The following is a 26,013-nucleotide window of genomic DNA, read 5'->3' as shown; positions in this document are numbered from 1 at the left end:
CTCTCCCCCCCCACCCCCCCCGCCCCGGTTCCGGCCCGGGGGGGGGGGCCGCGCCGCCCCCCCACCGCTCAGTCGACCGTCAGCACGATCTTGCCGGTGGTCTGGCCGGTCTCGCCCAGCTCGTGGGCCCGGCCGGCCTCGGCGAGCGGGAAGGTCGCCGCGACCAGCGGGCGCAGCCGGCCCGCCTCGATCAGCCCGGCGACCTCCTCCAGCCCGGTGTGATCGGGTTCGACGAGCATGCCGGTGCCGCGTACGCCCAGCGCCTGCGCCTTGCGGGCGGTCTCGGCGGCGCTGCCCGCGTTCAGGATGCCGACCAGGATGCCGCCGGGGCGCAACGTGTGCAGCGAGCGGTCCTCGTACTCCCCGCCGACCGTGTCCAGCACCACGTCGACATCCGTGGCGACCTGGACGAAGTCGAACGCGGTGTAGTCGATCGGCTCGTCCACGCCCAGCTCGCGCAGCAGTTCGTGTTTCGAGGCGCGGGCCGTGCCGAGCACGTACGCGCCCCTGGCCTTGGCGATCTGCACCGCGAGGTGCCCCACCCCGCCCGCGGCGGCGTGCACCAGCACCCGCTGCCCTTCGGCGACCTGCGCGGTGTCGACCAGGGCCTGCCAGGCGGTCAGCGCGGCCAGCGGCAGCGCCGCCGCGTGCACGTGGTCCAGGCCGGCGGGCTTGCGGGCCAGGTGGCGCGACGGCGAGGTGACGTACTGCGCGTAGGCGTTGGCGGCCCGCGGGAAGTGCGGCATCCCGAACACCTCGTCGCCCACCGCGAACCGGGTCACCCCCGGCCCGATCTCCACGACCTCGCCGGAGACATCCCAGCCCACCGTGAACGGGGGGTCGCCGAAGCCGCCGCCGCGGGTGCGCACCTTCCAGTCCACCGGGTTGACCCCGGCGGCGCGCACCCGTACCAGCACCTCGGTCGGGCCCGGGGACGGGCGGTCCACCTCGGCCAGTTGGAGCACCTCGGGCCCGCCCAGACTGTCCTGGCGTATGGCCAGCATGCGTTCGGTCATACCCCCATGATCCGCGTTCGGGGCCCGTCCCAGCATGTGCCGCGCGGCCGGGTGATGCGGGCGGCCCGGTCGGGATCGGGCAGAATGACCCGCGTGAAGACGTTCGAGGAGCTGTTCGAGGAGCTGCAGGCCAAGGTGGCCGCGGGTGACCCGGCCTCCGGCACCGTCAAGGCGGTCACCGCCGGGGTGCACGCGGTCGGCAAGAAGGTGGTCGAGGAAGCGGCGGAGTCCTGGATGGCCGCCGAGCATGAGGGCCCCGAGCGGGCCGCGGAAGAGATCTCCCAGCTCCTCTACCAGACCCAGGTCCTGATGCTGGCCTCCAACCTCACCCTCAAAGACGTCTACCGACATCTGTGATCCCGCCCCGGTTCCCTTCCCGGGTTGATCATGAACTTATGGCACGGCTCGACGGTGTGTCGCGGCCATAACATCATGATCGACTAGCCTTGATCACAGAGACGAGTCGAGAGATGCTTCGCATTGCCGTGCCCAACAAGGGCACCCTGTCCAAACCTTCCTCCGACATGCTGCGCGAGGCGGGCTACCGCCAGCGCGGCGACGACCGCGACCTGGTGTGCGTGGACGCCGACAACGGCGTCGAGTTCTTCTACCTGCGGCCGCGCGACATCGCGGTGTACGTCGGGTCCGGCGACCTTGATCTGGGAATCACCGGGCAGGACCTGCTGGTCGACTCCGGCGCCCCGGTCAGCGAGCTGCTGCCGCTGGGCTTCGCGCCGGCCACGTTCCGCTTCGCGGCGCCCCCGGAGACCGTCCGCGACCTACCCGACCTCGCCGGTCGCCGGATCGCCACCGCGTATCCGGGCGTCGTCGAGCGCTTCCTCGCCGACCACGAGATCAAGGCCGACGTCGTCAAGCTCGACGGCGCGGTGGAGAACGCGGTGCGCCTCGGCGTCGCCGACGTGATCGCCGACGTCGTCGCCACCGGCGGCACGCTGCGCCAGGCCGGGCTGGTCCCGGTCGGCGAGCCGATCCTGGTCTCCGAGGCGGTGCTGGTCGGCCGCCCCGAGGGGCAGCGCAACGGCGCGGTCAACCAACTGCTGCGCCGGCTGCAGGGTGTGCTGGTCGCCCGGCGGTACGTGATGCTCGCCTACGACGTGCGCGCCGACCGGCTGGAGGGCGCGGTGGCGCTGACCCCGGGCATCGAGTCGCCGACGGTGTCGCCGCTGCACCGCGAGGGCTGGGTGGCCGTGCAGGCGATGGTCATGCGGACCGAGGTGCACCGGATCATGGACGAGCTGTACGACCTGGGCGCCCGCGCGATCCTGGTCACCGACATCCACGCCTGCCGCCTGTAACCCGGTGGCACACCGGGTCCCGGACCCGCCATGTTTTGAATAGACGTTGGCCTATCTGGATGAGTCCGATCGCCGAAATGTGATCCAGATAGGCCAACGTCTATGGAAAACCGTGGCGGTGGCGACCGCTGGAGGGGTGCGTGGCAGACTCGGCGAGGTGAGCAGTGAGGGACAGCGTGTGAGTTTCCGGCCCCAGCGCACCCGGAAGGTGTGCATCGCGGCCGCGGTCGTCGTCGTGGTGCTGTTCACCGTGATCGGCACCGCGCTGACCGAGGTCGGCGAGGGCGTGTTCCGCAAGGGCGACCAGTACGCCATGATCGGTCTTGGGGTGGTCTTCGCCCTGGGCATCCTGGCCGTGGCCCGGCCCCGGGTCGAGGCGGACGCCGACGGCGTGCGGGTCCGCAACATCATCGGCGGGTACGAGCTGCCCTGGGGCGCCGTGCGCGCGATCAACATCGAACGCAACCAGCCCTGGATGAGCCTGGAGCTGGAGAACGACGACACCGTCTCGGTGCTCGCGGTGCAGGCGGTGGACCGGGCGTACGCGCTGAGCGCCGTGCAGGCGCTGCGGGCGCTGCGCAGTGCGGCCCGCGCCGAGGAGCCCGCGCCTGTCGTGAGCTGAGCCATAGCGTCCCCGGTCCGGGGATGCAATCCCGGGTTGTGGTAATCTTTGCAAGTCGACCTTTCCGGTTGCTCGTGATCATGCCTTGTGCGTGGTCCGGTAGCCCGGAGGCAAGCGGAGCGCCTGCTCCCACCCGAACGCCTTTGAGCGGTCCGGGTCCGGTCACCTGGTGAAGGACTTCTCTGTCCTGATCTCAGGTCGTGCACTTGGCGTGCACCCAGACCGGTCGAGCGGGCCCAGGCTGTCGCCTGGGCCTTCTGCTTTCGGTCAGACGCCAAGCGCATCGCCGCGAACACGGCGGTGCGGAACACGATTGAGGGAGGCCACATCAGCGTCGAGCCACGCATCAACGATCAGATCAGGGCACGTGAGGTCCGGTTGGTCGGCCCCGAGGGCGAGCAGGTGGGCATCGTCCCGCTGGAGCGCGCCCTGCAGTTGGCCGCCGATGTCGATCTGGATCTGGTCGAGGTTGCGCCCATGGCACGCCCGCCGGTCTGCAAGCTCATGGACTTCGGCAAGTTCAAGTACGAGAGCGCGCTCAAGGCCAGGGAAGCCCGGCGTAACCAGCAGCAGACGGTCATCAAGGAGATGAAGCTCCGGCCGAAGATCGACTCGCACGACTACGAGACCAAGAAGGGTCACGTCGTGCGGTTCCTCAAGGCCGGGGACAAAGTCAAGGTGACGATCATGTTCCGCGGTCGCGAGCAGAGCCGCCCGGAGCTTGGCTTCCGCCTCCTGCGCAAGCTGGAGGAAGAGGTCGCGGAGGTCGGTTTCGTCGAGTCGTCGGCGAAGCAGGACGGGCGAAACATGATCATGGTGCTCGCGCCGCACCGCAGCGTGAAGCTCGCCGGCCGCAAGGGCGACGAGGGAACCGGTGCGGAGGCCGAGGAGGCCCTGGCCGAGCCCTCGGCACAGGCCTGACGACGCTCGATAGGGCACCTGCCGCACAGCCCCCGCTGTGCGGCGAGATTCTGCAACAGGGGAGAACTTCCTATGCCGAAGATGAAGAAGCACAGCGGCATGGCCAAGCGGGTCAAGGTGACCGGCTCTGGCAAGATCATGCGCGAGCAGACCGGCCTGCGCCACCGCCTGGAGGTCAAGTCCTCCAAGGAGACCCGTAGCCTGAGCGGCACGGTCCCGGTGGCCAAGGCCGACGAGAAGCGCATCAAGAAGATGCTCGGCCGCTGACGCGCGCCTTTTAGACGGAAACCTTTAAGGAGAAGCTGATATGGCACGCGTCAAGCGGGCGGTCAACGCCCAGAAGAAGCGCCGTACCCTGCTCGAGGCCGCCAGCGGTTACCGCGGCCAGCGCTCCCGCCTGTACCGCAAGGCGAAGGAGCAGATCCTCCACTCGATGCAGTACGCCTACCGCGACCGCAAGGACCGCAAGGGCGACTTCCGGCAGCTGTGGATCACCCGCATCAACGCGGGCGCTCGTGCCAACGGCATGACGTACAACCGCCTCATCCAGGGCCTCAAGCTCGCGGGTGTCGAGGTGGACCGCAAGATCCTGGCCGACCTGGCCGTCAACGACGAGGTCGCGTTCGCCGGCATCGTCGCGGTGGCCAAGAAGGCCGTCGCCGAGGCTCAGGCCGCCTGAGCCCGTCGGTGACGCAGCACTTCCAACGACCCGGGGACCCGTTGTTCACGCAGCGGACTCCCCGGGTCGTTGCTGCTGTCAAACTGCACCGCCGCCGGGACCGGGAGAAGGCCGGGCGCTTCCTGGCCGAGGGCCCGCAGGCGGTCCGCGAGGCCCTGGCCGCCGATGCCGTCCGTGAGATCTTCGTGACCGAGGACGGCCTCGCCCGCCACCGCACCCTGCTGCGTGGCACGAACTTCTCCGTGGTCACCGACGAGGCGATGGCCTCGCTGGCCGACACGGTCACCCCGCAGGGCGTGATCGCCGTCTGCGACCTGCTCGACGTGCCCCTCGACGCGGCACTGGCCCGCGCACCGCGGCTGGTCGCGGTCGCCGTCGAGATCCGCGACCCCGGCAACGCCGGCACGGTGCTGCGCACCGCCGACGCCGCGGGCGCCACCGCCGTGATCTTCGCCGGCGACGCCGTGGACCCCTTCAACCCCAAGTGTGTACGCGCCTCCGCCGGCAGCCTGTTCCACCTCGACGTGGTCCGCGCCCCCGACGCGGCCGCCACCCTGGCCGCGCTGCGCGAAGCGGGCCTGCGCACCCTGGCGACCTCCGGCTACGGCGCGACCGACCTCGACGACCTCGCCGACGACGGCTCCCTTGCGCAGCCCACCGCGTGGCTGTTCGGCTCCGAGGCACACGGCCTGCCCGACGAGCTGCGCGACGCCGCCGATGCCGCGGTCCGGGTGCCCATCCACGGCCGCGCCGAGAGCCTCAACCTCGCCGCCGCCGCCGCGGTCTGCCTCTACGCCTCCGCCCGCGCCCAGCGCCGCTGACGCATCGCGCCGCCCCGCTGACGCATCGCGCCGCCCGCGCCGCCCCGCTCTTTAATAGACGTTGGTCTATCTAGATGACTTCGATCGCGAGTTTTTCATCCAGATAGGCCAGCGTCTATGGCAAACGGGGGCGCGGGGCGGCCGACGGGGGCGGTATGCTCCGGGGCGAGAACCGTTCGAGAGGGAAGTCCAGTCATGAAGCGCCGTTCCTTTAGTCAGCCCGCCGGTGGCGGGCGGCGGAACTGACTGCGCTCAGCTCTTCCTCTCAGGTCGCACCGGTGGGCGGCGGCGAAGCCGCGCGTGCCCGTCCTGGCCCTACGCCTAGACTGATCCGGTTGCCGATCTGGAGTTCTGATGACATACCGTCACGATCCGTACGACCCCAAGCAGGCCGCGATGCTCGATCCGGCCGCCCTCGACGACGCCGTCGCCGCGGCGGACAAGGCCTTCGCGGACGCCAACGACCTTGACGCGCTCGCCGTGCAGAAGGCCGCGCACCTGGGCGACCGCTCAGCCGTGTCGCTGGCCCGCCGCGAGATCGGCGCGCTGCCCCCGGCCGCCAAGTCCGAGGCGGGCAAGCGCGTCAACGAGGCCCGCACCGCGATCCAGGCCGCCTACGACGCCCGCCACGTGATCCTGGAAGCCGAGCAGGCTCAGCGGGTGCTGGAGACCGAGGCCGTCGACGTCACCCTGCCCTGGGACCGCCGCCCCCGCGGTGCGCGCCACCCGCTGACCACGCTGATGGAGCGGGTCGGCGACCTGTTCATCGGCATGGGCTACGAGATCGCCGAGGGCCCCGAGGTCGAGCTGGAGTGGGCGAATTTCGACGCGCTCAACATCTCGCCCGACCACCCGGCCCGCGGCCTGATGGACACGTTCTGGGTGAAGGCCGCCGAGTCGGCGACCGGGGCCACCGAGTCCGGGCTGGTGCTGCGTACGCACACCTCGCCGGTGCAGGCGCGCACGATGCTCACCCACCAGCCCCCGATCTACGTGGTGGTGCCCGGCCGGGTGTACCGCACCGACGAGCTCGACGCCACCCACGCCCCGGTCTTCCACCAGGTCGAGGGCCTGGTCGTGGACAAGGGCATCACCATGGCGCACCTCAAGGGCACGCTGGACCACTTCGCCCGCGCGATGTTCGGCCCGGACGCGCGCACCCGCTGGCGGCCGCACTACTTCCCGTTCACCGAGCCGTCGGCCGAGTTCGACGTGTGGTTCGCCGAGCACCGCGACGGCCCGCGCTGGGTCGAGTGGGGCGGCTGCGGGATGGTCAACCCGAACGTGCTGCGGGCCTGCGGCATCGACCCCGAGGTGTACTCGGGCTTCGCGTTCGGCATGGGCATCGAGCGGACCCTGATGTTCCGCAACGGCCTGAGCGACATGCGGGAAATGATCGAAGGCGATGTGCGGTTCACCCGCGCGTTCGGCATGGAGGTGCACTGACCATGAAGGTTGGACTGTCATGGCTGCGTGAGCATGTCGAGCTGCCCGCGGACCTCACCGAGGCCGATCTCGACCTCGCGCTCAACGACCTCGGCATCGAGGTTGAGGAGATCGCCGACCAGCGCCACTCGGTGCAGGGCGCGCTGGTGGTCGGCAAGGTGCTGACCGTCGAGGAGCTGACCGAGTTCAAGAAGCCGATCCGCTTCTGCACGGTGGACGTGGGCCAGGCCAACGGCACCGGCGCGCCGCAGGAGATCGTCTGCGGGGCCCGCAACTTCGTCGAGGGCGACCGCGTCGTGGTGATCCTGCCCGGCGGCGTGCTGCCCGGCGGCTTCGCCATCGGCGCGCGCAAGACGTACGGCCGCAACTCGCACGGCATGATCTGCTCCGCGGCGGAGCTGGGCCTGTCGGGCGATCACGACGGCATCATCGTGCTGCCCGAGTCGGTGACCGCGCAGCCGGGCGACGACGCGCGCCCGGTGGTCGGCCTCGACGACATCGAGGTGCACGTCACGGTCACGCCCGACCGCGGATACCAGATGTCGGTGCGCGGTCTGGCGCGCGAGCTGGGCCACTCGTTCAAGGCCCGGTTCACCGACCCCGGTCTCGCGCCCGCCCCCGGCGGCACCGCGGCCCCGGCCTGGCCGGTGACCATCCAGGACACCCAGGGCTGCGACCGCTTCGCGGCCCGGCTGGTACGCGGCATCGACCCGACCGCGCCGACCCCGGACTGGATGGCCAAGCGCCTGCTCACCGCCGGTGTGCGTACGCTCGGCCTGGCCATCGACATCACCAACTACGTGATGCTCGAACTCGGCCAGCCGATGCACGCCTTCGACGCCGACCGGATCACCGGCGGTCTCGTGGTGCGCCGGGCGACCGAGGGGGAGAAGCTGACCACCCTGGACGGGCAGGCCCGCGTGCTGTCCGCCGAGGACATGGTGATCTGCGACGACACCGGCCCGATCTCGCTGGCCGCCGTGATGGGCGGGCAGACCTCCGAGGTCGTCGACGGCACGACGAACGTGCTGTTCGAGGCGGCGCACTGGGACCCGACCATGGTCGGGCGCACGGCGCGGCGGCACAAGCTGTTCAGCGAGGCCGCCAAGCGCTGGGAGCGCGGCGTCGACCGGCAGTTGTGCCTGGTCGCCATCGAGCGTGCGGTGCAGCTGCTGGTCGAGCACGGCGGCGGCACGGCGGGCGCGGAGATCCTCGACCTGAACCACCCCGGCGACCCCACGATGATCTCGATGGCGGCGACCGAGCCGAGCCGGCTGATCGGCGTGGACTACTCCGTCGACCGCATCGGTGACCTGCTCACCGAGGTGGGCTGCGACGTGGCGGTGTACGACGACCGGGTCGACGTGATCACCCCGTCCTGGCGGCCCGACCTGCGGCAGCCCGCGGACCTCGTCGAGGAGGTCGTCCGGCTGGACGGCTTCGAGAACGTGCCCAGCGTGCTGCCCGTCGCCCCGCCCGGCAACGGCCTGACCGCGTCGCAGCGCCGCAAGCGCTCGGTGGGCCGGGCACTGGCCGAGCAGGGCTACGTCGAGGTGCTGTCGTTCCCGTTCGTCTCGGCGGGCGCGCTGGCCGCGCTCGGCCTGCCGACGGACGCGGTGCGGCTGGCCAACCCGCTGTCCGACGAGGAACCGCTGATGCGGACCAGCCTGCTGCCTCCGCTGCTGACCGCGCTCAAGCGCAACGTCGGCCGGGGCCAGCGCGACGTCGCGCTGTTCGAGCAGGGCCTGGTGTTCCTGCCCGACCTGTCCGCCGGCGTGCCGCCGGTGATGGGCGTGGCGGGCCGTCCCGACCCGGCGCTGTGGGAGAAGGCCAACGCCTCCGTCCCGGCGCAGCCGTGGCACGTGGCCGTGGTGCTGGCCGGCGAGTTCGAGCGCTCCGGCTGGTGGGGCCCCGGCCGGGCGGCGTCCTGGTCGGACGCCGTGCAGGCGGCGCGCGAGGTGCTGTCCGCCGCGGCGGTGCCGGACGCGTCGATCAGCGTCGCCGCCGTCCAGCAGTCGCCCTGGCACCCGGGCCGGTGCGCCGCGATCTCCGTCGACGGCGTCGTCGTCGGGCACGCGGGCGAGCTGCACCCGGCCGTCTGCACCGCGCTGGACCTGCCCAAGCGCACCTGCGCGATGGAGCTGAACCTGGACGCGGTGCCGCTGCCCGGCCCGACCCCGCCGCCGGTGTTCTCGACGTTCCCGCCCGCGCTGATCGACGTGGCCCTCGTGCTCGCGTCGGAGGTGCCCGCGGCGCAGGTCGAGGCGGCCCTGACCGAGGGCGCGGGTCCGCTGCTGGAGTCGGTGCGGCTGTTCGACGTGTACACGTCCGAGCAGCTCGGCGCCGGTCAGCGCTCGCTGGCGTACAAGCTGACGTTCCGCGCGCCGGACCGGACGCTGACCGTCGAGGAGGCGGTCGCGGCCCGGGACGCGGCGGTGGCCGTCACGGCGCAGCGTTTCGGCGCGGTCCTGCGCGGCGCCTGATGTTCGTCCCCGACATCGCCGCTGCCAAGCGGGTCATCGCCGGACGCGAGTTCGACTTCGACCGCCAGGTCGCGGTGATGGCGGTGGTGAACCGGACCCCCGACTCGTTCTACGACAAGGGGGCCACCTACGCGCTCGACGCGGCGGTCGCGGCAGTGGATGCCGCGGCCGCCGCCGGCGCGGACTGGATCGACATCGGCGGGGTCAAGTTCTCCCCCGAGGGCGGCGAGGTCCACGCCGATGTCGAGCTGGAGCGGGTGCTGCCGGTGGTGCAGGCCACCGTCCAGCGGCACCCGCACCTGGTGATCAGCGTGGACACCTTCCGCGCCGACGTCGCCCAGGTGTGCCTGGACGCGGGCGCGCACGTCGTCAACGACACCACCGGCCTGCACGACCCGGCGCTGGCCGACCTGGTCGCGCAGCGCCCGCACACCCAGCTGATCGTCACGCACAGCCGGGCCAGGCCGCGCCAGCACTTCCCGCGCCCGCAGTACGCCGACGTGGCGGGCGAGATCGCGGACTTCCTGCGGTCGCGGGTCGCGGTGGCGCTGGAGCGGGGCGTACGTCCGGAGCAGATCGTCATCGACCCGGGCCACGACCTGAACAAGAACACGTTCCACACCCTGGAGCTGACCCGGCGGCTGCCGGAGATCGCCGCGGTCGGCTACCCGATGCTGGCCGCGGTCTCCAACAAGGACTTCATCGGCGAGACCCTGAACCGCCCGCAGGGCGAACGCCTGTCCGGCAGCCTCGCCGCCGCGGTGGCCGCGATCATGCTCGGGGCGCGGATCGTGCGCATGCACAACGTGCGCGAGTCCGTCGACGCGGTCCGCATGACCGAGGCGATCCTGGGCTGGCGGCAGCCCGCCTACACCGTGCACAACATGTGAGGTCAGCGTATGCGCAGGCTGTGGCCCGAACCGGCCGGTGAGCTGTCCGACGGCGAGCTGCTCGCCGCCTATCCGCGCGCGGCCGGGCCGCTGCTGCGGGTCAACATGATCACGTCGCTGGACGGGGCCGCCACCCTCGCAGGCCGCTCCGGGTCGCTGGGCGGCCCTGCCGACCAGGACCTGATGAAGCGCCTGCGGATGCAGGCCGACGTGGTCGTGGTAGGCGCGGGCACGATCAGGGTCGAGGGGTACGGCGCGACGTTGCTCGACGAGCAGGCGCAGGCCTGGCGGGTCGCGCACGGGCTCACCCCGCACCCGCGGTTCGCGGTGGTGACCCGCGGCGGTGACGTTCCGGAGAAGTTCTTCGCGGACCCGCCCGCCCGGCCGATCGTGCTCACCTACGCCTCCGCACCGCACGCGTACCCCGAGGCCGCCGAGGTGATCGACTGCGGCGACTCCTCGGTCGACCCGGTGGTCATGGTGGCCGAACTCGCCGCCCGCGGCCTGTCCCAGATCCTCAGCGAGGGCGGCCCCCACCTGCTCGGCAGCCTTGTCGCCGCCGACCTGGTCGACGAGCTCTGCCTCACGGTCAGCCCGATCCTCGCCGGTCCCGGCTCCGTCCGCATCGTCGCCGGCCCCCCGTCGGCCCCCCACCGCATGACCCCCGCCCACGTCCTCACCGACGGCACCCACCTCTTCCTCCGCCACACCCGCTGACCCGCCTCGCGCCGGCCGCCGCGCTGCTCAAGATCGCCGGACTTGCCTGGCACCTGTGCGTATCTTGAGCACGCATTCGACCACCTGCCAGGCAAGTCGGCGGATCTTGGAGCGGTCAGGCGGGGATCGCGGCGGGCTCGGGGGTGGTGGCGGGGGCGATGGGGGTGTCGGCTCGGAGGTGGCGTACGCCGTGGTTGGCGAGCATGCCGACGACGCCCAGGGTCATCACGGCGGCCGCGCAGAGCAGTGCGTTCTCGGTGCCGATCCAGCCGTCGAGCGGTCCGGCGAGGACCTGGCCGACCGGGATGGCCAGGAACGAGCCGAGCATGTCGTAGGAGTACACCCGGGCGAGCCGGTCGGCGGGCACATGCCGCTGCAGCGACGAGTCCCAGGCGATGGTGAACTGCTCGACGGCCACGCCGGCCAGGAAGCCGCACACCACCAGCACCGGCAGCGTCGGCGACTCGGCCAGCGCCACCGTCGGCAGCACGAAGCCGAACATCGCCGCACAGCCGACCAGCAGCGGCCGGCGCACCCGCAGCCGCAGCGCGAGCACCGCCCCGGCGACCATCCCGGCGGTCTGCACCGCCAGCACGATGCCCCAGCCGGAGCGTTCGATGGTCCGGTCGGCGATGGTGGGCCCGAGCACACCCATCGCGCCGGAGTGCGCCGCGTTGATGAACATGAAGGCCAGCACGACGGTCCAGACCCAGCTGCGGGAGGCGAACTCGGTCCAGCCCACGCGCAGTTCGTGCAGGGTGCTCTGGCGCGGCGTGCTGCGGTCGCGCACCTCGGGTACGCGCACCAGCGCGAACGCGAGCGCGCTCAGCCCGAAGGTGGCGGCGTCGGCGGCCAGGCCCCAGCCCGGGCCGACGGCCGCGACGAGCACGCCGCCCAGCGCCGCGCCCGCGATCATGGCGGTGTTGCCGCCGAGGCGGTTGAGGGCGTTGGCGGGGGTGAGCTGGTCGGCGGGCACGGTCTGCGGCAGCAGCGCCGCGGTCGCCGGCATGGCGATCGCGCTGACCACACCGTTGATCGCGCTCAGGCCGATGAGCAGCGGGACCGTCGCGGTGCCGGTGAGCACGAGCGCGGCGACCGCGGCCTGGGTGAGCGCGGCCAGCACGCTGGAGCCGACCATGACCAGGTGCCGGGGGAGCCGGTCGGCGAGCACGCCGCCGAACAGCACGAACAGCACGTTGGTCAGCGACCGGGCGCCGACGACCAGCCCGAGCGCGACGGGGGAGTCGGTCAGGTCGAGCACCGCGAAGGCCAGTGCGATGGGCGCGACGGAGTTGCCGAGCAGGCTGATCACCCGGCCGGTGACCAGGTGGCGGTATGGCGCGTGGCGCAGCGGCGCCAGCGAGTCGCGGAAGGTGCTCATTGCTGCTCCTGGGGGGTGGGGGTGGAGTCTCGCATGCGGAACAGCGCGATGGAGGCGCTGACCCGCACCGTGCCGGGGCGGTGCGGGCGCTGGGCGATGCGGTGCAGGTGCTCGCTGGCCTGCGCGATCCGGTCGCGGATCTGCTTCCACTCGTCGAGGTCGACCCAGAGTTCGGCGTCGGTGAGGGTGCCGACGGCCTCGGGGCCGGTGACGATCTCGCGGGCGCGGCGCTGGAGTTCGGCGGCGAGGGCGGCGTACACGATCTGCACGTCGTCGGCGTGCAGGTGCTTTCGGTCGCCGGGCGGGGTGAACGCCTGGTTGACGTCGTACCGGTAGCGCTTTGCCTGCCCGCCGCGGATCTTCTCCTGTCCGGCGACCTCGATGGAGTGGGCGCTGAGCAGCAGCCGCAGGTGGTAGCTGGCGTTGGCGTGGGAGATGCCGAGCTCGCGGGCGATCTCGGCGGCGGACATCTCTGCGCCGGTGAGCAGGGACAGGATGCGCAGCCGGATCGGGTGGGCCAGGGCGCGTAGGTCGCCGGTGACCGTGCGGCCGGACCGTGCCGGGTCGGGCTCATCTCCCAAAGACATGTTGGGGAGTCTAGACCACCAACCGTTTATTGGGGAGTACCTTCGCAGCAACTCCGCGGCCCGTCCGCCCGTTAGTGATCATGCCTATTGCTTCACTAACGGGGGTTTTGTGAAAATCCGTCTCCTGGTCGCCACGCTCGCCGCGGCGCTGCTCGTCCCGCTCGCCCCGGCCGCCGACGCGTCCGCCGCGCTCGGCTACGGTCGCGGCGAGTGCCGCCCCGGCACGCCGGCGCTCGCCCCGGCGACTCAGAAGTTCTACGACCCGGCCCAGCCGGAGCTGGGTCCGAAGCCGCTGCCGCGCTCCGGCGCGGTCGGCCCGCTGCTGCACGGCTACCAGCGCTTCGGCACGCTGGCCGAGGCCGACTTCGTCGCGCAGTTCCGCGACGGCGCCAACTGGGTCTACCCGCCGAACGACGGCTTCATGACCCACGGCGACCTGGTCGACCGCAACCCGCTGGAGCTCACCGTCGGCGCCCGGCTCGACCGGTTCGGGTTCGCGGGCGGCTCCTTCCTGGCCCCGGTGCGCACCCCGTATGCCGACCGGGCGCTGCCGCCGCAGAACCTGAACACGCCGGAGGGCGCCCCGCACGCCAACTACCACGTGTACTGCGTGGCGAAGTCGTTCACCGTGGACGCGGGCATGACCGCGCCCTGGTTCGGCCAGCCCGGTCTGGGCATGCAGTACAAGCTGATGCCGTCCTACCTGCCCGAGGCGGCCACGCAGCTCAGCGTGACCTGGCTGCTGGCCAACGGCTACCTCGTCGAGGAGATGCCGGCGGTGCGCGGGTGATCCCGGATCGGCACGTGCTCGTCACCGCGCTGCTCGAAGCGGGGCAGCCCTCGGAGTCGTTCCAGGTGCCGGGCGTGCACGAGCACGTGCCGATCCCCACCGACTTCTGGTTCCTGCGTCCGGCCGGCGGCGGGTGGGAGATCGGCTCCTACGAGCGCGGCGTGTACGACGTCCGCGAGGTCCTCGACACGGAGGCCGCCGCGTGCACCCGGTTCTACGAGGTGCTGACCGGCTTCCCTGACGACTGACACGGCCCGGATGAGTGACGCGGGCCTCATTTGCATGAACATGCACTGGGCCGTATGCTCATGGCGAATGTTTATGCGGAGGTAGGTATGGGAATCCGGATCGGCGTCGCCGGGGCCAGCGGGTACGCAGGCGGCGAGCTGCTGCGCCTCATCGCCGGGCACCCCGAGTTCGAGCTCGTCGCGGCCACGGCGCACAGCCAGGCCGGCAAGCCGGTCGCGGCGGTGCACCCGCACCTGACGGGGCTGGACCTCATTCTGACCGAGACCACTCCCGAGGTCTTCGCCGACACCGACCTCGTCTTCCTGGCACTGCCGCACGGCGAGTCGGGCGCGGTGGCGGCGTCCCTGCCCGCCACGGCGAAGGTCGTGGACCTGGGTGCGGACCACCGGCTCCACGACGCGGCGGCATGGACCCGCTACTACGGCGGCGAGCACGCCGGGGCGTGGACCTACGGCCTGCCCGAACTGCCCGGCCAGCGCGAGTTGATCGCAGGCTCGGCCCGGGTCGCCGCGACCGGCTGCTACGCCGTCGCCACCACGCTCGCGCTCGCGCCGCTGCTGCACAGCGGGCTGGCCGAGCCTGCGGACGTGGTCGTGGTCGCCGCCTCCGGCACCTCCGGGGCGGGCAAGTCGGCCAAGATCCACCTGCTGGGCAGCGAGGTGATGGGGGACCTCAGCCCGTACAAGGTGGGGGCGCACCAGCACGTGCCGGAGATCAAGCAGGCCACCGGCGCGACGAGCCTGTCGTTCACCCCGGTGCTCGCGCCGATGCCGCGGGGCATCCTGGCCACGGTCACCGCCAAGCCCACCAACTGCGACATCACCGCGGGCGTGGTGCGCGCGGTGCTCGCCGAGGCGTACGGCGACGAACCGCTGGTGCACCTGCTGCCGGAAGGGGCGTGGCCGCACACCGCCGCCACCCTGGGTTCGGCTTCCGCACACCTGCAGGCCACCGTGGATGTCGACAGCGGCCGGATCATCGTGGTCAGCGCGATCGACAACCTCGGCAAGGGCGCCGCGGCGCAGGCCGTGCAGTGCGCCAACATCATGTTCGACCTGCCGGAGACCTCCGGCCTGTCCGTTTTTGGAGTAGCACCATGACGGTCACCTCCCCCAAGGGCTTCCGGGCCGCGGGTGTCGCCGCCGGGTTGAAGGGCAGCGGCGCGCTGGACCTGGCGCTGGTCGTCAACGACGGCCCCGACGCCACCGCCGCGGGCGTGTTCACCGCCAACCGGGTCAAGGCCGCCCCGGTCCTCTGGTCGCAGCAGGTGATCAAGGGCCGCGCGGTCAAGGTCGTGGTGCTCAACTCCGGCGGCGCGAACGCGTGCACCGGTCCGGGCGGTTTCCAGGACACTCACTCCACCGCCGAGTACGTCGCCTCCCGGCTGGGCGGCATGGGCGCGGGCCAGGTCGCGGTCTGCTCCACGGGGCTGATCGGCGAGCGGCTGCCCATGCCCAAGCTGCTGGCCGGCGTCGACGGCGCGACCAAGGCGCTGGCCAAGGCGGGCGGCTTCGCCGCGGCGGAGGCCATCATGACCACCGACACCCGGCCCAAGGTGGTCGAGGTGGCGACCGGCGACGGCTGGACCGTCGGCGGCATGGCCAAGGGCGCGGGCATGCTCGCCCCGTCGCTGGCCACGATGCTGTGCGTGCTCACCACCGACGCGATGGCCGGCGGCGACGCCCTCGACGAGGCGCTGCGGGAGGCCTGCCGGGTCACCTTCGACCGGCTCGACTCCGACGGCTGCATGTCGACCAACGACACGGTGCTGCTGCTGGCCTCCGGCGCGTCCGGCGTCGAGCCGACGCAGGAGGAGCTGACCGCCGCCGTCACCCAGGCCTGCCACGACCTCGCCCAGCAGCTGCTGGCCGACGCCGAGGGGCACACCAAGCAGATCGCCATCGAGGTGGTCAACGCCGACACCGAGGAAGACGCGGTGATCGTCGGCCGCGAGATCGCCCGCAACAACCTGGTCAAGACCGCGCTGTTCGGCAAGGACCCCAACTGGGGGCGGATCCTGGCCGCGGTCGGTTGCACCGACGCCGTCTTCGAGTCCGACGAGCTGAACGTGGCCATCAACGACGTGTGGATCTGCCGGGCCGGTGCGGCGGCCGAGGACCGCAGCAAGGTGGACCTGTCCGGGGTCGAGGTGCGCATCACGGTGGACCTCAACGCCGGTGACCACAGCGCCACCGTGTGGACCAACGACCTGTCCCACGCGTACGTGCACGAGAACTCGGCCTATTCGTCATGAGCGAGCTGGACCCGGCCGTACTGGTCGCGACGCTGCCGTGGCTGACGAAGCTGCACGGCGAGACGATCGTGGTCAAGTACGGCGGCCACGCGATGACCACGCCCGAGCTGCGCGCCTCGTTCGCGGCGGACATGGCCTACCTGCGCGCGGTCGGGCTGCGCCCGGTCGTGGTGCACGGCGGCGGCCCGCAGATCTCCGCCATGCTGGACCGGATGGGCATCGCCTCGGAGTTCAAGGGCGGCCTGCGGGTCACCACCGCCGAGGCGATGAGCGTGGTGCGCATGGTGCTGCTGTCGGTGGGCAAGGACCTGGTCACCGAGATCAACGGCCACGGCCCGCACGCGGTGGGCCTGTCCGGCGACGACGCGGGCCTGTTCACCGCGGTACGCCGCCACGCCGTCATCGACGGTGAGCCGGTCGACATCGGCCAGGTCGGCGACGTGCTCGACGTCGACACCTCGCTGATCGACGGCCTGCTGGCGGCCGGGCACATCCCGGTGGTGTCCACGGTCGCCCCGGACGTGCACGGTGTGCCGCACAACCTCAACGCCGACACCGCCGCCGCCGCGCTCGCCATCGCGCTGGGCGCGCGCAAGCTGGTCGTGCTCACCGACGTCCCCGGCGTGTACGCGAACTGGCCGGACACCGGCAGCCTCATCTCCCGGATGACGGCCAAGGAGCTCGAGGTGCTGCTGCCGAGCCTGTCCGCCGGCATGGTGCCGAAGATGGAGGCGTGCCTGCGCGCGGTGCGGGGCGGCGTGCCCGCCGCGGCCGTGGTCGACGGCCGTGTCCCGCACTCCACCCTGCTCGAGATCTTCACCGATGAGGGGTTCGGCACCATGGTCGTCCCCGATGACCTGGACGGAACGGCATCATGACGCTCACACAGCGGTGGCAGCAGTCGCTGATGGACAACTACGGCACCCCGCCGCTGGCACTGGTCAGCGGCGCGGGCTCGGTCGTGGTGGACGAGGCGGGCCGCTCCTACGTCGACCTGCTGTCCGGGATCGCGGTCAACGCGCTCGGCCACGGCCACCCAGCCGTCGTCGCTGCGGTGACCAGGCAGATCTCCCAGCTCGGGCACGTGTCCAACCTGTTCGTCGCCGAGCCGCCGGTGGCCCTGGCCGAGCTGCTGCTCGCGCTGACCGGACGCCCGGGCAAGGTGTTCTTCGCCAACTCCGGCGCGGAGGCCAACGAGGCCGCGTTCAAGCTCGCCCGGCGCACCGGGCGCACCCACGTCGTCGCCTGCGAGCAGGCGTTCCACGGCCGCACCATGGGTGCGCTGGCGCTGACCGGCCAGCCCGCCAAGGCCGACCCGTTCCGGCCGCTGCCGGGCGACGTCACCCACATCCCGTACGGCGACGTCGAGGCCCTGGCTGCGGCGGTCAGCGACCAGACCGCCATGGTGATCCTGGAGCCGATCATGGGAGAGGCGGGCGTGGTCCCGGCCCCGCCCGGCTTCCTCGCCGCGGCCCGGGAGATCACCGCCCGACACGGCGCGCTGCTGGTGCTCGACGAGGTGCAGACCGGCGTCGGCCGCACCGGGCACTGGTTCGCCCACCAGGCCGAGGGCGTCACCCCCGACGTGATCACCCTGGCCAAGGGACTCGGCGGCGGCCTGCCCATCGGCGCGACCATCGCGTTCGCCGACGGCGCGTTCGCCCAGCGGCACCCCGGTGGCGCGGCGGCGCTGTTCACTCCGGGCCAGCACGGCACCACGTTCGGCGGCAACCCGGTGGCCTGCGCGGCGGCGCTCGCGGTGCTGCGCACCATCGCCGCCGACGGCCTGCTCGACCACGTCAAGCGGGTCGGCGAGCAGCTGCGGCGCGGCGTCGAGGCGCTGCACCACCCGCTCGTCGACGGCGTACGCGGCGCCGGCCTGCTGCTCGGCGTCGTGCTCACCGCACCGGTCGCCCCGGCCGTGCAGAAGGCGCTGCTGGACGCCGGTTTCATCGTCAACGCCGCGCAGCCGGACGTGATCCGGCTGGCCCCGCCGCTGATCCTCACCAGCGCCCAGGCCGACGCGTTCCTGGCCGCCCTCGGCGCGGCCCTCGACCTGGCGCAGCCCGAGACCCCCGCCCAGCCCGAGACCCCCGCCCAGCCCGCGACGGCCGCGCAGCCGGCGATCGTCGCGCAGGCCGGATCCCCCACCGAGACCGGAGCCTCCGCATGACCGGGCACGCAGCCACGCCGACCAGACGGCACTTCCTGCGCGACGACGACCTGACCTCGGCCGAGCAGGACCAGGTCCTCACGCTCGCCCAGGAGTTCGCCGAGAACCGGCGCGGGCACCGCAAGGCCCTGGCGGGCAAGTCGATCGCCGTGCTGTTCGAGAAGCCGTCGCTGCGCACCCGGGTGTCGTTCGAGGTCGGCATCTCCGAGCTCGGCGCGCACGCGGTCCTGATCGACGCCACGAACACGCACTTCGGCCGGGGCGAGACCATGTCCGACGCGGCGAAGGTGCTGTCCCGGTACGTCGACGCGATCGTGATCCGGACCTTCGAGGACACCCGGATCGAGGAGCTGGCCGACGCGGCGACCGTGCCCGTGATCAACGCGCTGACCAACCACTTCCACCCCTGCCAGGTGCTGGCCGACCTGCAGACGGTCCGGCAGCGCCTCGGCCACACGCAGGGCCGCACGCTGACCTACGTCGGCGACGCGGCCAACAACATGGCGCACTCGTACCTGCTCGGCGGGGCGGTGGCGGGCATGCACGTGCGCATCGCGGGGCCGTTCGGGTTCACCCCCGACCGGGCGATCCTGGCCCAGGCGGCCGAGGTCGCCGCGCGCACCGGCGGTTCGGTCACCGAGTACACCGAGGCCAAGGCCGCGGTGTCCGGGGCGGACGTGATCGCCACCGACACCTGGACCTCGATGGGCCACGAGGGGGACGGCCTGGACCGGATCACCCCGTTCCTGCCGTACCAGATCAATGCCGCGCTGCTGGCCCACGCCGACCCGGATGCGATCGTGCTGCACTGCCTGCCCGCCCACCGCGGCGAGGAGATCACGGACGAGGTGATGGACGGGGCGGCCAGCGCGGTGTTCGACCAGGCCGAGAACAGGCTGCACGCGCAGAAGGCGCTGCTGACGTTCCTCATGGAGCAGGTGTGACCGGTCGAACCATGTCCTACGGTTCTCTTGTGGGAGACGAGCGAAGCGAGGTGAGGGGATGAGCGAGCCTCGCGAGCGAATCATGACCGGTGCCTCGTCTGACGGAGCCGAGCGAAGCGAGGTGACGGCATGACCGCGCCGATGACCCGCACCGCCCGCCACGCCCGGATCGAGGAGCTGATCCGCAGCGGCGCGGTGACGTCGCAGACCCAGCTCGCCGAGCTGCTCGCGGCGGACGGGGTGCAGGTGACGCAGGCGACCCTCTCACGTGACCTGGAGGAGCTGGGCGCGGTCAAGGTGCGCGGCCGCGACGGCGCGCCCGCCGTCTACCTGATCCCCGAGGACGGCCACCCGGCGCTGCGCCCGGCGGCGATCGGCCCCGCCCGCCTGATCCGCCTGCTGCGCGAGGTCCTCAACGGCACCGATCACAGCGGCAACCTCGCCGTCCTGCGCACCCCGCCCGGCGCGGCCCACTACCTGGCCAGTGCCATCGACCGCAGCGGCCTGCCCGACCTGGTCGGCACCATCGCCGGCGACGACACCATCTTCGTGGTCGCCCGCGACCCCGCCGGCGGCGAAGCCCTCGCCGCCAAGTTCGCCACCTGGGCCGGCCTCGACAGCGCCCCCGACGACCTAGTCGTCATCGAGGAAGACCTCACCTGACCACCCCCGCGCGCTTGACCCCGTTGATCATGAACCTATGGCACGGTTCGACGGCGTGTCATTGCCACAACTTCATGATCAACCACTGAAAAGAAGGACGGAACAGAGATGACCCGGCTCTGGGGAGGGCGGTTCGCGGACGGACCCGCCGAGGCGCTGGCACGGCTGTCGGTCAGCGTGCACTTCGACTGGCGGCTCGCGCCGTACGACCTCGCCGGCTCGCGCGCCCACGCCCGCGTGCTGGCCGCGGCCGGCCTGCTCGACCCCGACGAGCTCGGGAAGATGCTCGCCGCCATCGACGACCTCGACGCCGCGGTGGCCACCGGCACGTTCCGGCCCACCATCGAGGACGAGGACGTGCACACCGCGCTCGAACGCGGCCTGCTGGAGCGCCTCGGCGCGCTCGGCGGCAAGCTGCGCGCCGGCCGGTCCCGCAATGACCAGGTCGCCACCGACCTGCGCCTCTACCTGCGCGACCACGCCCGCGACCTGGCCGCCCGCATCGCCGAGCTGGCCGACGCGCTCACCGAGCAGGCGGGCCGCCACGTCGACACGCCCGCCCCCGGCCTGACCCACGTGCAGCACGCCCAGCCGGTCACCTTCGGCCACTGGCTGTTGGCGCACGTACAGCCGCTGCTGCGCGACCTCGACCGGCTGCGCGACTGGGACCAGCGCACCTCGGTCAGCCCGCTCGGCGCCGGCGCGCTGGCCGGCTCCGGCCTGCCGCTGGACCCGGGCGCGGTCTCCAAGGAACTGGGCTTCCGCACGTCGTTCGCGAACTCCATGGACGCCGTCAGCGACCGCGACTTCGTCGCCGAGTTCCTGTTCATCACCGCGCTGCTCGGGGTGCACCTGTCCCGGCTGGGCGAGGAGGTGGTGCTGTGGACGTCGTACGAGTTCGGCTGGGTCGAGCTGGACGACGCCTTCGCCACCGGATCGTCGATCATGCCGCAGAAGAAGAACGCCGACATCGCCGAGCTGGCCCGGGGCAAGGCGGGTCGCCTCATCGGCGGGCTGGTCAACGTGCTGACCATGCTCAAGGGCCTGCCGCTGACGTACGACCGCGACATGCAGGAGGACAAGGAGCCCGTCTTCGACGCCGTCGACACGCTCAGCCTGGTGCTGCCCGCGCTCGCCGGGATGATTTCCACCATGACGGTACGGGTGGACCGGCTCGCCGCGTCCGCACCCGTCGGCTTCTCGCTGGCCACCGAGGTGGCGGACTGGCTGGTCCGCAAGGGCGTGCCGTTCCGCGACGCACACGAGATCACCGGGCAGCTGGTGGCCCTGTGCTCGGTGCGCGAATGCGAGCTGCACGAGGTCAGCGACAGCGACCTCACCACCGTCAGCGAGCACCTGGACCCGTCGGTGCGCGACGTGCTCACCGTGAAGTCGGCCCTGGCCGCCCGGACCACGCCAGGCTCGACGGGCCCCGGCCCGGTCGCCGACCAGCTCGCCTCGGTCATCGAGCAGCTCAAGACCTGGCACGCCTGGTCCGACGAGACCGTCGTCCCGCGCTGACCGGCGTCGCCGACCGGTCCCGCTGACCGGCGAAGATCGCTGTTTGCGGTCATGATCTGCGGCTGGAACGCAGATCATGACCGCAAACGCTGATCTAGGTCCGGTCCGCCGGGGCAGCGGAGCGCGGCCGAAGAAGGGTCGGCGTCAGAGGCGGCCGTAGGCGCGGAGGGTGCGGAGGCGGTCGACGGCGACCAGGCCCTTGGCGGCCCGTTCGGCCAGCGGCCAGGCCTGCGCGTCGACCTCCGCCCAGCTCCAGGTCAGCGGCCAGGACCCGTCCGGAAGCTGCTTGCTCAGCACGTAGTCGAGGTTCGCCTCGATCGAGGCGGGATCCACCGCCGGGAACAGCGGCGAGTCCGGCGACGGGGCCACGTCCAGCGGCTGCAGCAGATACTCCGTCCACGCCTCCGGCCGGTTCTCCACGAGCCTCGCCGCGGCGCGTCGCATCGCGGCGAGCGCCCGCAGCCGGGCGGCGTCCGGCAGAATCCGGGCCTGGACGAACAGCTCCGCCGCGGTCAGGTCGCCGCGATCCAGCCCGCCCGCCCCGTCGGCCCAGCCCTCGAGGCGGGCCACCACCGTCTCGGTCAGCTCGGCCAGCAGCGCGGCCGGTACCAGTTCCCGGTACTCCCACAGCGTCCCGGTCAGCCCTGCCGTCGGGTTGAGCACGCAGTCGCCGAACGTGCGGCCGATGTCGGCATACGTCCACCAGGGGGCGCGCGGGGAGTCCTCCGTCTCCGGCGGCACGATCCACCAGCGGCGGCCGGCTGCGTCATAGGTGTCCAGCAGGTAGCCGACCGCGCGGCGCACCAGCGGCTCCTCGGCGCCCGCACCGATCTCGTGCAGCACCGTGCACGCGCACCAGGTCGCCACCGCCGAAGACACGGGGGTATGCAGATCCGGTTCCAGCGCGTGCCCGAACCCGCCGTCGTCGTTCTGGTACGCGGCCAGCTCGTCGAGCACCGAACGCGCGGGGGCGGACTCGAAGTGGAACCGCAGCCGGGCCCGGTCCAGCGGCCGCCCCTGCTCGAACACGAACTCCCTGGCCCGGGTGAAGACAGTCGACATCCGCCGATGTTCGCCGACGGGTACGACAGCATGGATTTTGCATTCGGGCCTTCACCGAGGTTCCCTGGTGGCGTGGCTGATCCCGTGGACTACTCGCTGCTCGACGCCCCCGCCTCGCATGTCGTCGACACGGCGCGGGGCCTGCTGGGATGGCAGCTGGAAGCCAACGGGGTACGGGTCGCCATCACCGAGGTCGAGGCGTACGCGGGCGTCGGCGAGGACCCCGCCTCACACAGCCACCGCGGTCCCACCGAACGCAGCTCGGTGATGTTCGGCCCAGCCGGCGTCCTGTACGTGTACTTCGTGTTCGGCATGCACTGGTGCATGAACGTCACCGCGGGCCACGAGGGTGAGGCGGCCGCGGTGCTGCTGCGGGCGGGCAAGGTGATCGGGGGAGTGGAGCTGGCCCGGTCCCGGCGCGGCCCGGTCGCCGACCGCGAGCTGGCCCGGGGACCGGCCAGGCTGTCGGTCGCGCTGGGCATCGACGGGTCCGCCAACCGCACCTCGCTGCTCGACGGGACCGGCCCGGCCCGGTTGATCCCCGCGGCGGCCGTGCCGCCGGACACGATCAGGTCGGGCCCACGGGTGGGCGTGGCCGCCGCGCACGACGTGCCCTGGCGCTTCTGGCTGGACGGCGAACCGTCGGTAAGCCCCTACCGGCGCCACACCCCGCGCCGCCGCACCGGCACCTCCGGCACCCCCCGGCCGTCATAGACGCTGGCCTATCACATCGAGTTCGATCTTCTCTCAATCGATCTGATAGGCCAATGTCTATGAAAATCGTCGCCCGTGGCGTGCCTGGCCGGTCTAGGCCGTGTCGGGGCGCAGGACCGCGCCGACGCCCTCGTCGAGCCGGACCTCGCCGGCGTTGACGATGATCAGCTCGGCGTCGTTGAGCACCGCGGCGCGGACCAGCGCATCCTCGGCGCGTACCGGATGGGCGCGGGACGCCCCCAGCTGCCGCAGCCGCTCCTCGCTTGCGGACAGGTCCGCGGGCGAGTCGCCGATCCACACCCGGGCCTTCGCGAGCGCGGCCGGGTCCAGCAGCAGTGCCTCGACCTGCCGGTTCTCGAACGCGGCCAGAGTGTCGGCGACGCCGCTCGCGGCGGGCTCGGCGGCACCGCCGGGCAGCGGCTCGCCGTCGCGCCGGGCCAGCAGCGGCGTCACGTGCGGCAGCGGCGCCATCTCGGCGCTGTCGGTGCACAGCGGCTCCGGCATCGCCTCGGCGTAGTGCACCCGGCCCTGCGCGGCGAAGACGGCCAGGCCGTGCCGCTTGCGCGGGCGGCGGTACTGGGCGAGCGCTCCCTCCAGCGCCAGCAGCGTGGGCTCGTCGATGCCCTCGTCGAGCAGCGTCTCCCGGGCGGCCCGCCAGCGCAGCTTCAGTGCCGCGGCGGTCGCCTCGGTGTGATCGGTCCCGTCGATGTACAGCGACGCCCACGGACCGGGGATTTCATACATGGCGCGAAGAAACGACAGTTCCATGTCCGCGCTATGCCCGCGCCCCGACCGCCGCAACCCCGTGTTCGTGCCAGGTTCGACGTCCCTTGCACGCGGTCCGTGCGGCTCCCCGACGCTGAGCTGTGGCGACGGCTGCGGCGAGGCTGGGCGCGCCGGTTCGGGCGGCAGGGGAAACCGGCTGTCAGCCGGCCTGCCCGATGCGCGACAATCGACGGCGTGACGGACATCCTCGATGATCTGCAGTGGCGTGGCCTGCTGCAGGACTCCACCGACCTGGACGAGCTGCGCAAGCACCTGGCTGAGGGGCCGGTGACGTTCTATGTCGGGTTCGACCCGACCGCGCCCAGCCTTCAGGTCGGCAACCTGGTGCAGGTGCTCACCGCGCGCCGGCTCCAGCAGGCGGGGAACATTCCGGTGCTGCTCGTGGGCGGCGCGACCGGCCTGATCGGCGACCCGAAGGCCGAGGGCGAGCGCTCGCTGAACTCGGAGGAGACCGTCGCCGGCTGGGTGGACAAGATCCGTCGGCAGGTGGAGCCGTTCTTCGAGTTCGAGGGCGCCAACGCGGCCCGCATGGTCAACAACCTGGACTGGACCTCGCCGCTGTCGGCGATCGAGTTCCTGCGCGACGTCGGCAAGCACTTTCCGGTGAACCAGATGCTGGCGCGGGAGGTGGTGAAGGCGCGGCTGGAGAGCGGCATCAGCTTCACCGAGTTCGCGTACCAGATCCTGCAGTCGCACGACTTCTACCAGCTGCACCAGCGCCACGGCGTGACGTTGCAGCACGGCGGCTCGGACCAGTGGGGCAACATCATCGCCGGCGTCGACTTCAACCGGCGCAAGGGCGTGCGCGGCGTGCACGCGTTCACCACCCCGCTGATCACGCGTGCCGACGGCACCAAGTTCGGCAAGAGCGCCGAGGGCATGTCGGTGTGGATGGACGCCGCGATGACCAGCCCGTACGCGTTCTACCAGTTCTGGTTCAACGCGGCCGACGCCGACATCGTGAACTACCTCAAGGTGTTCAGCTTCCGCTCCCGCGACGAGATCGAGGAGTTGGCCAGGGAGACCGCGGAGCGGCCGTTCGCGCGGTCGGCGCAGCGGGCGCTGGCCGAGGAGCTGACCACGCTGCTGCACGGCAAGGACGAGTGCGAGCAGGTCATGACGGCTTCGCAGGCGCTGTTCGGCCGTGGCGCGCTCACCGACCTGGCGCCGTCGACGCTGCGCTCGGCGCTGGCCGAGGCGGGCCTGGTCGAGGTCGACGAGCTACCGAGCGTGGCGGTGCTGTTCAAGGAGTCCGGCCTGGCGGCGAGTCTCGGTGAGGCGCGGCGCGCGGTCGCCGAGGGCGGCGCGTACGTCAACAACGAGCGGATGACCGACGCCGACGCTCCGGTGTCCGCGGACCTGCTGCTGCACGGCAAGTACCTGGTGCTGCGCCGCGGCAAGAAGACCATCGCCGGTGCTGAGCTGCGAAAATAGGCAGTTGACCATGATGTGACGCGGGACGCGTCCCCCCGATTTGCGGGTGGCGGCGCGTCCCGCGTAATGTTCTCTCTGCCAGCGCGGAACGGACAAAACAGCCGAGACCGGAAGGTCGGAGCAAAGAGGCCGGAGCGCACCGGGTGGGGCCGATTTGATCGGCCGAAACCAACCGGGTATGGTTACTGAGCCGGTGACGAGCCGGGCGGATGAGCTCGCCGAGAATCTTCTCGGAGGAAGCCGTCGGCCGGGTCGCTGGTTCTCCTCGAGCCTCGTACGAACCTCATCGGTTCAGCGTGTTCGGGGTGTCCAAACGGACGAGCCGGACAGATCCGAAAGTTCGGATTTGACACGGAACGGCCGGATGGGTAAGCTAAGAAAGTTGCCCCGGAGGCGGCCAGGGAGACCTGGACGACGCGGTGTGTGCTTGTTCTTTGAGAACTCAACAGGGTGCTATTTAAGCCAAGTGCCAATTATTGGCCGCTCCGGGCTTTGTTCCGGGGTGGTTGCTTTGGTGATGGATTCGGATTCGGACATTAATTTG

The 26,013-nt window shown here is 71.7% G+C and carries 27 protein-coding genes; 22 read left to right on the top strand and 5 right to left on the bottom strand.

Going from position 1 to position 26,013, the window contains the following annotated elements; translation table 11 throughout:
- Positions 1-68 precede the first annotated feature (68 nt).
- Positions 69-1,016 (bottom strand): NADP-dependent oxidoreductase, encoded by a 948-nt coding sequence (locus F9C41_RS28495; RefSeq protein WP_155389912.1) that lies wholly within the window; start codon positions 1,014-1,016, stop codon positions 69-71.
- A gap of 93 nt (positions 1,017-1,109) precedes the next feature.
- On the opposite strand from F9C41_RS28495, the gene F9C41_RS28490 reads away from it, so the two are divergent.
- The 11 genes from F9C41_RS28490 (at position 1,110) to F9C41_RS28440 (ending at position 10,911) form a co-directional block, all read left to right on the top strand.
- Positions 1,110-1,373 (top strand): phosphoribosyl-ATP diphosphatase, encoded by a 264-nt coding sequence (locus F9C41_RS28490; RefSeq protein WP_155370357.1) that lies wholly within the window; start codon positions 1,110-1,112, stop codon positions 1,371-1,373.
- 113 nt (positions 1,374-1,486) lie between these two features.
- A complete protein-coding gene (gene hisG / locus F9C41_RS28485) occupies positions 1,487-2,332 on the top strand; it encodes an ATP phosphoribosyltransferase (RefSeq protein WP_155389911.1) in 846 nt (281 codons plus the stop codon).
- A 178-nt stretch (positions 2,333-2,510) separates the two neighbouring features.
- Positions 2,511-2,954, top strand: a complete 444-nt coding sequence (locus tag F9C41_RS28480) for a PH domain-containing protein (protein ID WP_407924742.1) — start codon at positions 2,511-2,513, stop codon at positions 2,952-2,954.
- A 345-nt stretch (positions 2,955-3,299) separates the two neighbouring features.
- Positions 3,300-3,875 carry a translation initiation factor IF-3 gene (gene infC, locus F9C41_RS28475; protein ID WP_120321948.1) on the top strand — a complete coding sequence of 192 codons (576 nt, stop codon included), beginning with the start codon at positions 3,300-3,302 and terminating at the stop codon, positions 3,873-3,875.
- A gap of 72 nt (positions 3,876-3,947) precedes the next feature.
- Positions 3,948-4,142 (top strand): 50S ribosomal protein L35, encoded by a 195-nt coding sequence (gene rpmI, locus F9C41_RS28470; RefSeq protein WP_120320124.1) that lies wholly within the window; start codon positions 3,948-3,950, stop codon positions 4,140-4,142.
- 40 nt (positions 4,143-4,182) lie between these two features.
- Positions 4,183-4,554 carry a 50S ribosomal protein L20 gene (gene rplT, locus F9C41_RS28465; RefSeq protein WP_144128146.1) on the top strand — a complete coding sequence of 124 codons (372 nt, stop codon included), beginning with the start codon at positions 4,183-4,185 and terminating at the stop codon, positions 4,552-4,554.
- Positions 4,555-4,562: 8 nt separating this feature from the next.
- Positions 4,563-5,375: a TrmH family RNA methyltransferase gene (locus F9C41_RS28460; RefSeq protein ID WP_230690088.1), complete on the top strand. Its 813-nt coding sequence runs from the start codon at positions 4,563-4,565 to the stop codon at positions 5,373-5,375.
- Between the two features lie 354 nt (positions 5,376-5,729).
- Positions 5,730-6,821, top strand: a complete 1,092-nt coding sequence (gene pheS / locus F9C41_RS28455) for a phenylalanine--tRNA ligase subunit alpha (RefSeq protein ID WP_155389909.1) — start codon at positions 5,730-5,732, stop codon at positions 6,819-6,821.
- 2 nt (positions 6,822-6,823) lie between these two features.
- A complete protein-coding gene (gene pheT, locus F9C41_RS28450; protein ID WP_155389908.1) occupies positions 6,824-9,304 on the top strand; it encodes a phenylalanine--tRNA ligase subunit beta in 2,481 nt (826 codons plus the stop codon).
- Positions 9,304-10,194 (top strand): dihydropteroate synthase, encoded by an 891-nt coding sequence (gene folP / locus F9C41_RS28445; RefSeq protein WP_155389907.1) that lies wholly within the window; start codon positions 9,304-9,306, stop codon positions 10,192-10,194. The genes pheT and folP overlap by 1 nt, the downstream gene beginning before the upstream one ends.
- A gap of 9 nt (positions 10,195-10,203) precedes the next feature.
- Positions 10,204-10,911: a pyrimidine reductase family protein gene (locus tag F9C41_RS28440; RefSeq protein WP_155389906.1), complete on the top strand. Its 708-nt coding sequence runs from the start codon at positions 10,204-10,206 to the stop codon at positions 10,909-10,911.
- A gap of 115 nt (positions 10,912-11,026) precedes the next feature.
- Here the strand turns inward: F9C41_RS28440 and F9C41_RS28435 are convergent, their stop codons facing one another.
- The gene (locus F9C41_RS28435; protein ID WP_155389905.1) at positions 11,027-12,292 is read right to left on the bottom strand and encodes an MFS transporter; all 1,266 of its coding nucleotides are present in this window, start codon (positions 12,290-12,292) and stop codon (positions 11,027-11,029) included.
- Entirely contained in the window at positions 12,289-12,879 is a 591-nt protein-coding gene (locus F9C41_RS28430) for an ArsR/SmtB family transcription factor (protein WP_155389904.1), read from the bottom strand. Before F9C41_RS28430 ends, F9C41_RS28435 begins: the two co-directional genes overlap by 4 nt.
- A 109-nt stretch (positions 12,880-12,988) precedes the next feature.
- Between F9C41_RS28430 and F9C41_RS28425 the strand changes: the two genes are divergently transcribed.
- The 9 genes from F9C41_RS28425 to argH all read left to right on the top strand — a co-directional run bounded on the left by F9C41_RS28425 (position 12,989) and on the right by argH (position 21,473).
- Positions 12,989-13,669 (top strand): TNT domain-containing protein, encoded by a 681-nt coding sequence (locus tag F9C41_RS28425; protein ID WP_230690087.1) that lies wholly within the window; start codon positions 12,989-12,991, stop codon positions 13,667-13,669.
- Positions 13,666-13,917, top strand: a complete 252-nt coding sequence (locus F9C41_RS28420; protein ID WP_155389902.1) for a hypothetical protein — start codon at positions 13,666-13,668, stop codon at positions 13,915-13,917. The genes F9C41_RS28425 and F9C41_RS28420 overlap by 4 nt, the downstream gene beginning before the upstream one ends.
- An 87-nt stretch (positions 13,918-14,004) precedes the next feature.
- Complete coding sequence (gene argC / locus F9C41_RS28415) at positions 14,005-15,018, top strand: N-acetyl-gamma-glutamyl-phosphate reductase (protein WP_155389901.1); 1,014 nt, start codon at positions 14,005-14,007, stop codon at positions 15,016-15,018.
- The gene (gene argJ, locus F9C41_RS28410; RefSeq protein WP_155389900.1) at positions 15,015-16,172 is read left to right on the top strand and encodes a bifunctional glutamate N-acetyltransferase/amino-acid acetyltransferase ArgJ; all 1,158 of its coding nucleotides are present in this window, start codon (positions 15,015-15,017) and stop codon (positions 16,170-16,172) included. The genes argC and argJ overlap by 4 nt, the downstream gene beginning before the upstream one ends.
- The gene (argB, locus tag F9C41_RS28405; protein WP_155389899.1) at positions 16,169-17,050 is read left to right on the top strand and encodes an acetylglutamate kinase; all 882 of its coding nucleotides are present in this window, start codon (positions 16,169-16,171) and stop codon (positions 17,048-17,050) included. Before argJ ends, argB begins: the two co-directional genes overlap by 4 nt.
- Positions 17,047-18,345, top strand: coding sequence for an acetylornithine transaminase (locus tag F9C41_RS28400; protein WP_155389898.1), 1,299 nt, complete (start codon positions 17,047-17,049; stop codon positions 18,343-18,345). The genes argB and F9C41_RS28400 overlap by 4 nt, the downstream gene beginning before the upstream one ends.
- Complete coding sequence (argF, locus tag F9C41_RS28395) at positions 18,342-19,289, top strand: ornithine carbamoyltransferase (RefSeq protein ID WP_155389897.1); 948 nt, start codon at positions 18,342-18,344, stop codon at positions 19,287-19,289. The genes F9C41_RS28400 and argF overlap by 4 nt, the downstream gene beginning before the upstream one ends.
- A gap of 129 nt (positions 19,290-19,418) precedes the next feature.
- On the top strand, positions 19,419-19,952 hold the full coding sequence (locus tag F9C41_RS28390; RefSeq protein ID WP_120320139.1) for an arginine repressor: 534 nt from the start codon (positions 19,419-19,421) through the stop codon (positions 19,950-19,952).
- A gap of 108 nt (positions 19,953-20,060) precedes the next feature.
- The gene (argH, locus tag F9C41_RS28385; protein WP_155389896.1) at positions 20,061-21,473 is read left to right on the top strand and encodes an argininosuccinate lyase; all 1,413 of its coding nucleotides are present in this window, start codon (positions 20,061-20,063) and stop codon (positions 21,471-21,473) included.
- A gap of 144 nt (positions 21,474-21,617) precedes the next feature.
- On the opposite strand, the gene F9C41_RS28380 is transcribed toward argH, so the two are convergent.
- Positions 21,618-22,535, bottom strand: coding sequence for a prenyltransferase/squalene oxidase repeat-containing protein (locus F9C41_RS28380; protein ID WP_155389895.1), 918 nt, complete (start codon positions 22,533-22,535; stop codon positions 21,618-21,620).
- Positions 22,536-22,607: 72 nt separating this feature from the next.
- Between F9C41_RS28380 and F9C41_RS28375 the strand changes: the two genes are divergently transcribed.
- The gene (locus F9C41_RS28375) at positions 22,608-23,249 is read left to right on the top strand and encodes a DNA-3-methyladenine glycosylase (RefSeq protein ID WP_407924741.1); all 642 of its coding nucleotides are present in this window, start codon (positions 22,608-22,610) and stop codon (positions 23,247-23,249) included.
- A 93-nt stretch (positions 23,250-23,342) separates the two neighbouring features.
- Here F9C41_RS28375 and F9C41_RS28370 read toward each other — a convergent pair whose 3' ends face one another.
- A complete protein-coding gene (locus tag F9C41_RS28370) occupies positions 23,343-23,993 on the bottom strand; it encodes a hypothetical protein (RefSeq protein WP_155389894.1) in 651 nt (216 codons plus the stop codon).
- 207 nt (positions 23,994-24,200) lie between these two features.
- Here F9C41_RS28370 and tyrS point away from each other — a divergent pair, with 207 nt between their 5' ends.
- The gene (gene tyrS, locus F9C41_RS28365; protein WP_407924744.1) at positions 24,201-25,469 is read left to right on the top strand and encodes a tyrosine--tRNA ligase; all 1,269 of its coding nucleotides are present in this window, start codon (positions 24,201-24,203) and stop codon (positions 25,467-25,469) included.
- Positions 25,470-26,013: the final 544 nt, after the last annotated feature.

The sequence above is a fragment of the Catellatospora paridis genome, assembly GCF_009720365.1.
GTDB lineage: Bacteria > Actinomycetota > Actinomycetes > Mycobacteriales > Micromonosporaceae > Catellatospora > Catellatospora paridis.
The sequence above is the reverse complement of the archived record's forward strand: the minus strand, read 5'-3'. Positions and strand labels throughout refer to the sequence as shown.

Excerpts from the sequence above, each read along its gene's own strand:
- F9C41_RS28495 (WP_155389912.1), bottom strand. The coding sequence starts at position 1,016 with ATGACCGAACGCATGCTGGCCATACGCCAGGACAGTCTGGGCGGGCCC.
- hisG (WP_155389911.1), top strand. The coding sequence starts at position 1,487 with ATGCTTCGCATTGCCGTGCCCAACAAGGGCACCCTGTCCAAACCTTCC.
- rpmI (WP_120320124.1), top strand. The coding sequence starts at position 3,948 with ATGCCGAAGATGAAGAAGCACAGCGGCATGGCCAAGCGGGTCAAGGTG.
- rplT (WP_144128146.1), top strand. The coding sequence starts at position 4,183 with ATGGCACGCGTCAAGCGGGCGGTCAACGCCCAGAAGAAGCGCCGTACC.
- pheS (WP_155389909.1), top strand. The coding sequence starts at position 5,730 with ATGACATACCGTCACGATCCGTACGACCCCAAGCAGGCCGCGATGCTC.
- pheT (WP_155389908.1), top strand. The coding sequence starts at position 6,824 with ATGAAGGTTGGACTGTCATGGCTGCGTGAGCATGTCGAGCTGCCCGCG.
- folP (WP_155389907.1), top strand. The coding sequence starts at position 9,304 with ATGTTCGTCCCCGACATCGCCGCTGCCAAGCGGGTCATCGCCGGACGC.
- F9C41_RS28440 (WP_155389906.1), top strand. The coding sequence starts at position 10,204 with ATGCGCAGGCTGTGGCCCGAACCGGCCGGTGAGCTGTCCGACGGCGAG.
- F9C41_RS28435 (WP_155389905.1), bottom strand. The coding sequence starts at position 12,292 with ATGAGCACCTTCCGCGACTCGCTGGCGCCGCTGCGCCACGCGCCATAC.
- F9C41_RS28430 (WP_155389904.1), bottom strand. The coding sequence starts at position 12,879 with ATGTCTTTGGGAGATGAGCCCGACCCGGCACGGTCCGGCCGCACGGTC.
- argC (WP_155389901.1), top strand. The coding sequence starts at position 14,005 with ATGGGAATCCGGATCGGCGTCGCCGGGGCCAGCGGGTACGCAGGCGGC.
- argJ (WP_155389900.1), top strand. The coding sequence starts at position 15,015 with ATGACGGTCACCTCCCCCAAGGGCTTCCGGGCCGCGGGTGTCGCCGCC.
- argB (WP_155389899.1), top strand. The coding sequence starts at position 16,169 with ATGAGCGAGCTGGACCCGGCCGTACTGGTCGCGACGCTGCCGTGGCTG.
- F9C41_RS28400 (WP_155389898.1), top strand. The coding sequence starts at position 17,047 with ATGACGCTCACACAGCGGTGGCAGCAGTCGCTGATGGACAACTACGGC.
- argF (WP_155389897.1), top strand. The coding sequence starts at position 18,342 with ATGACCGGGCACGCAGCCACGCCGACCAGACGGCACTTCCTGCGCGAC.
- F9C41_RS28390 (WP_120320139.1), top strand. The coding sequence starts at position 19,419 with ATGACCGCGCCGATGACCCGCACCGCCCGCCACGCCCGGATCGAGGAG.
- argH (WP_155389896.1), top strand. The coding sequence starts at position 20,061 with ATGACCCGGCTCTGGGGAGGGCGGTTCGCGGACGGACCCGCCGAGGCG.
- F9C41_RS28380 (WP_155389895.1), bottom strand. The coding sequence starts at position 22,535 with ATGTCGACTGTCTTCACCCGGGCCAGGGAGTTCGTGTTCGAGCAGGGG.
- F9C41_RS28370 (WP_155389894.1), bottom strand. The coding sequence starts at position 23,993 with ATGTATGAAATCCCCGGTCCGTGGGCGTCGCTGTACATCGACGGGACC.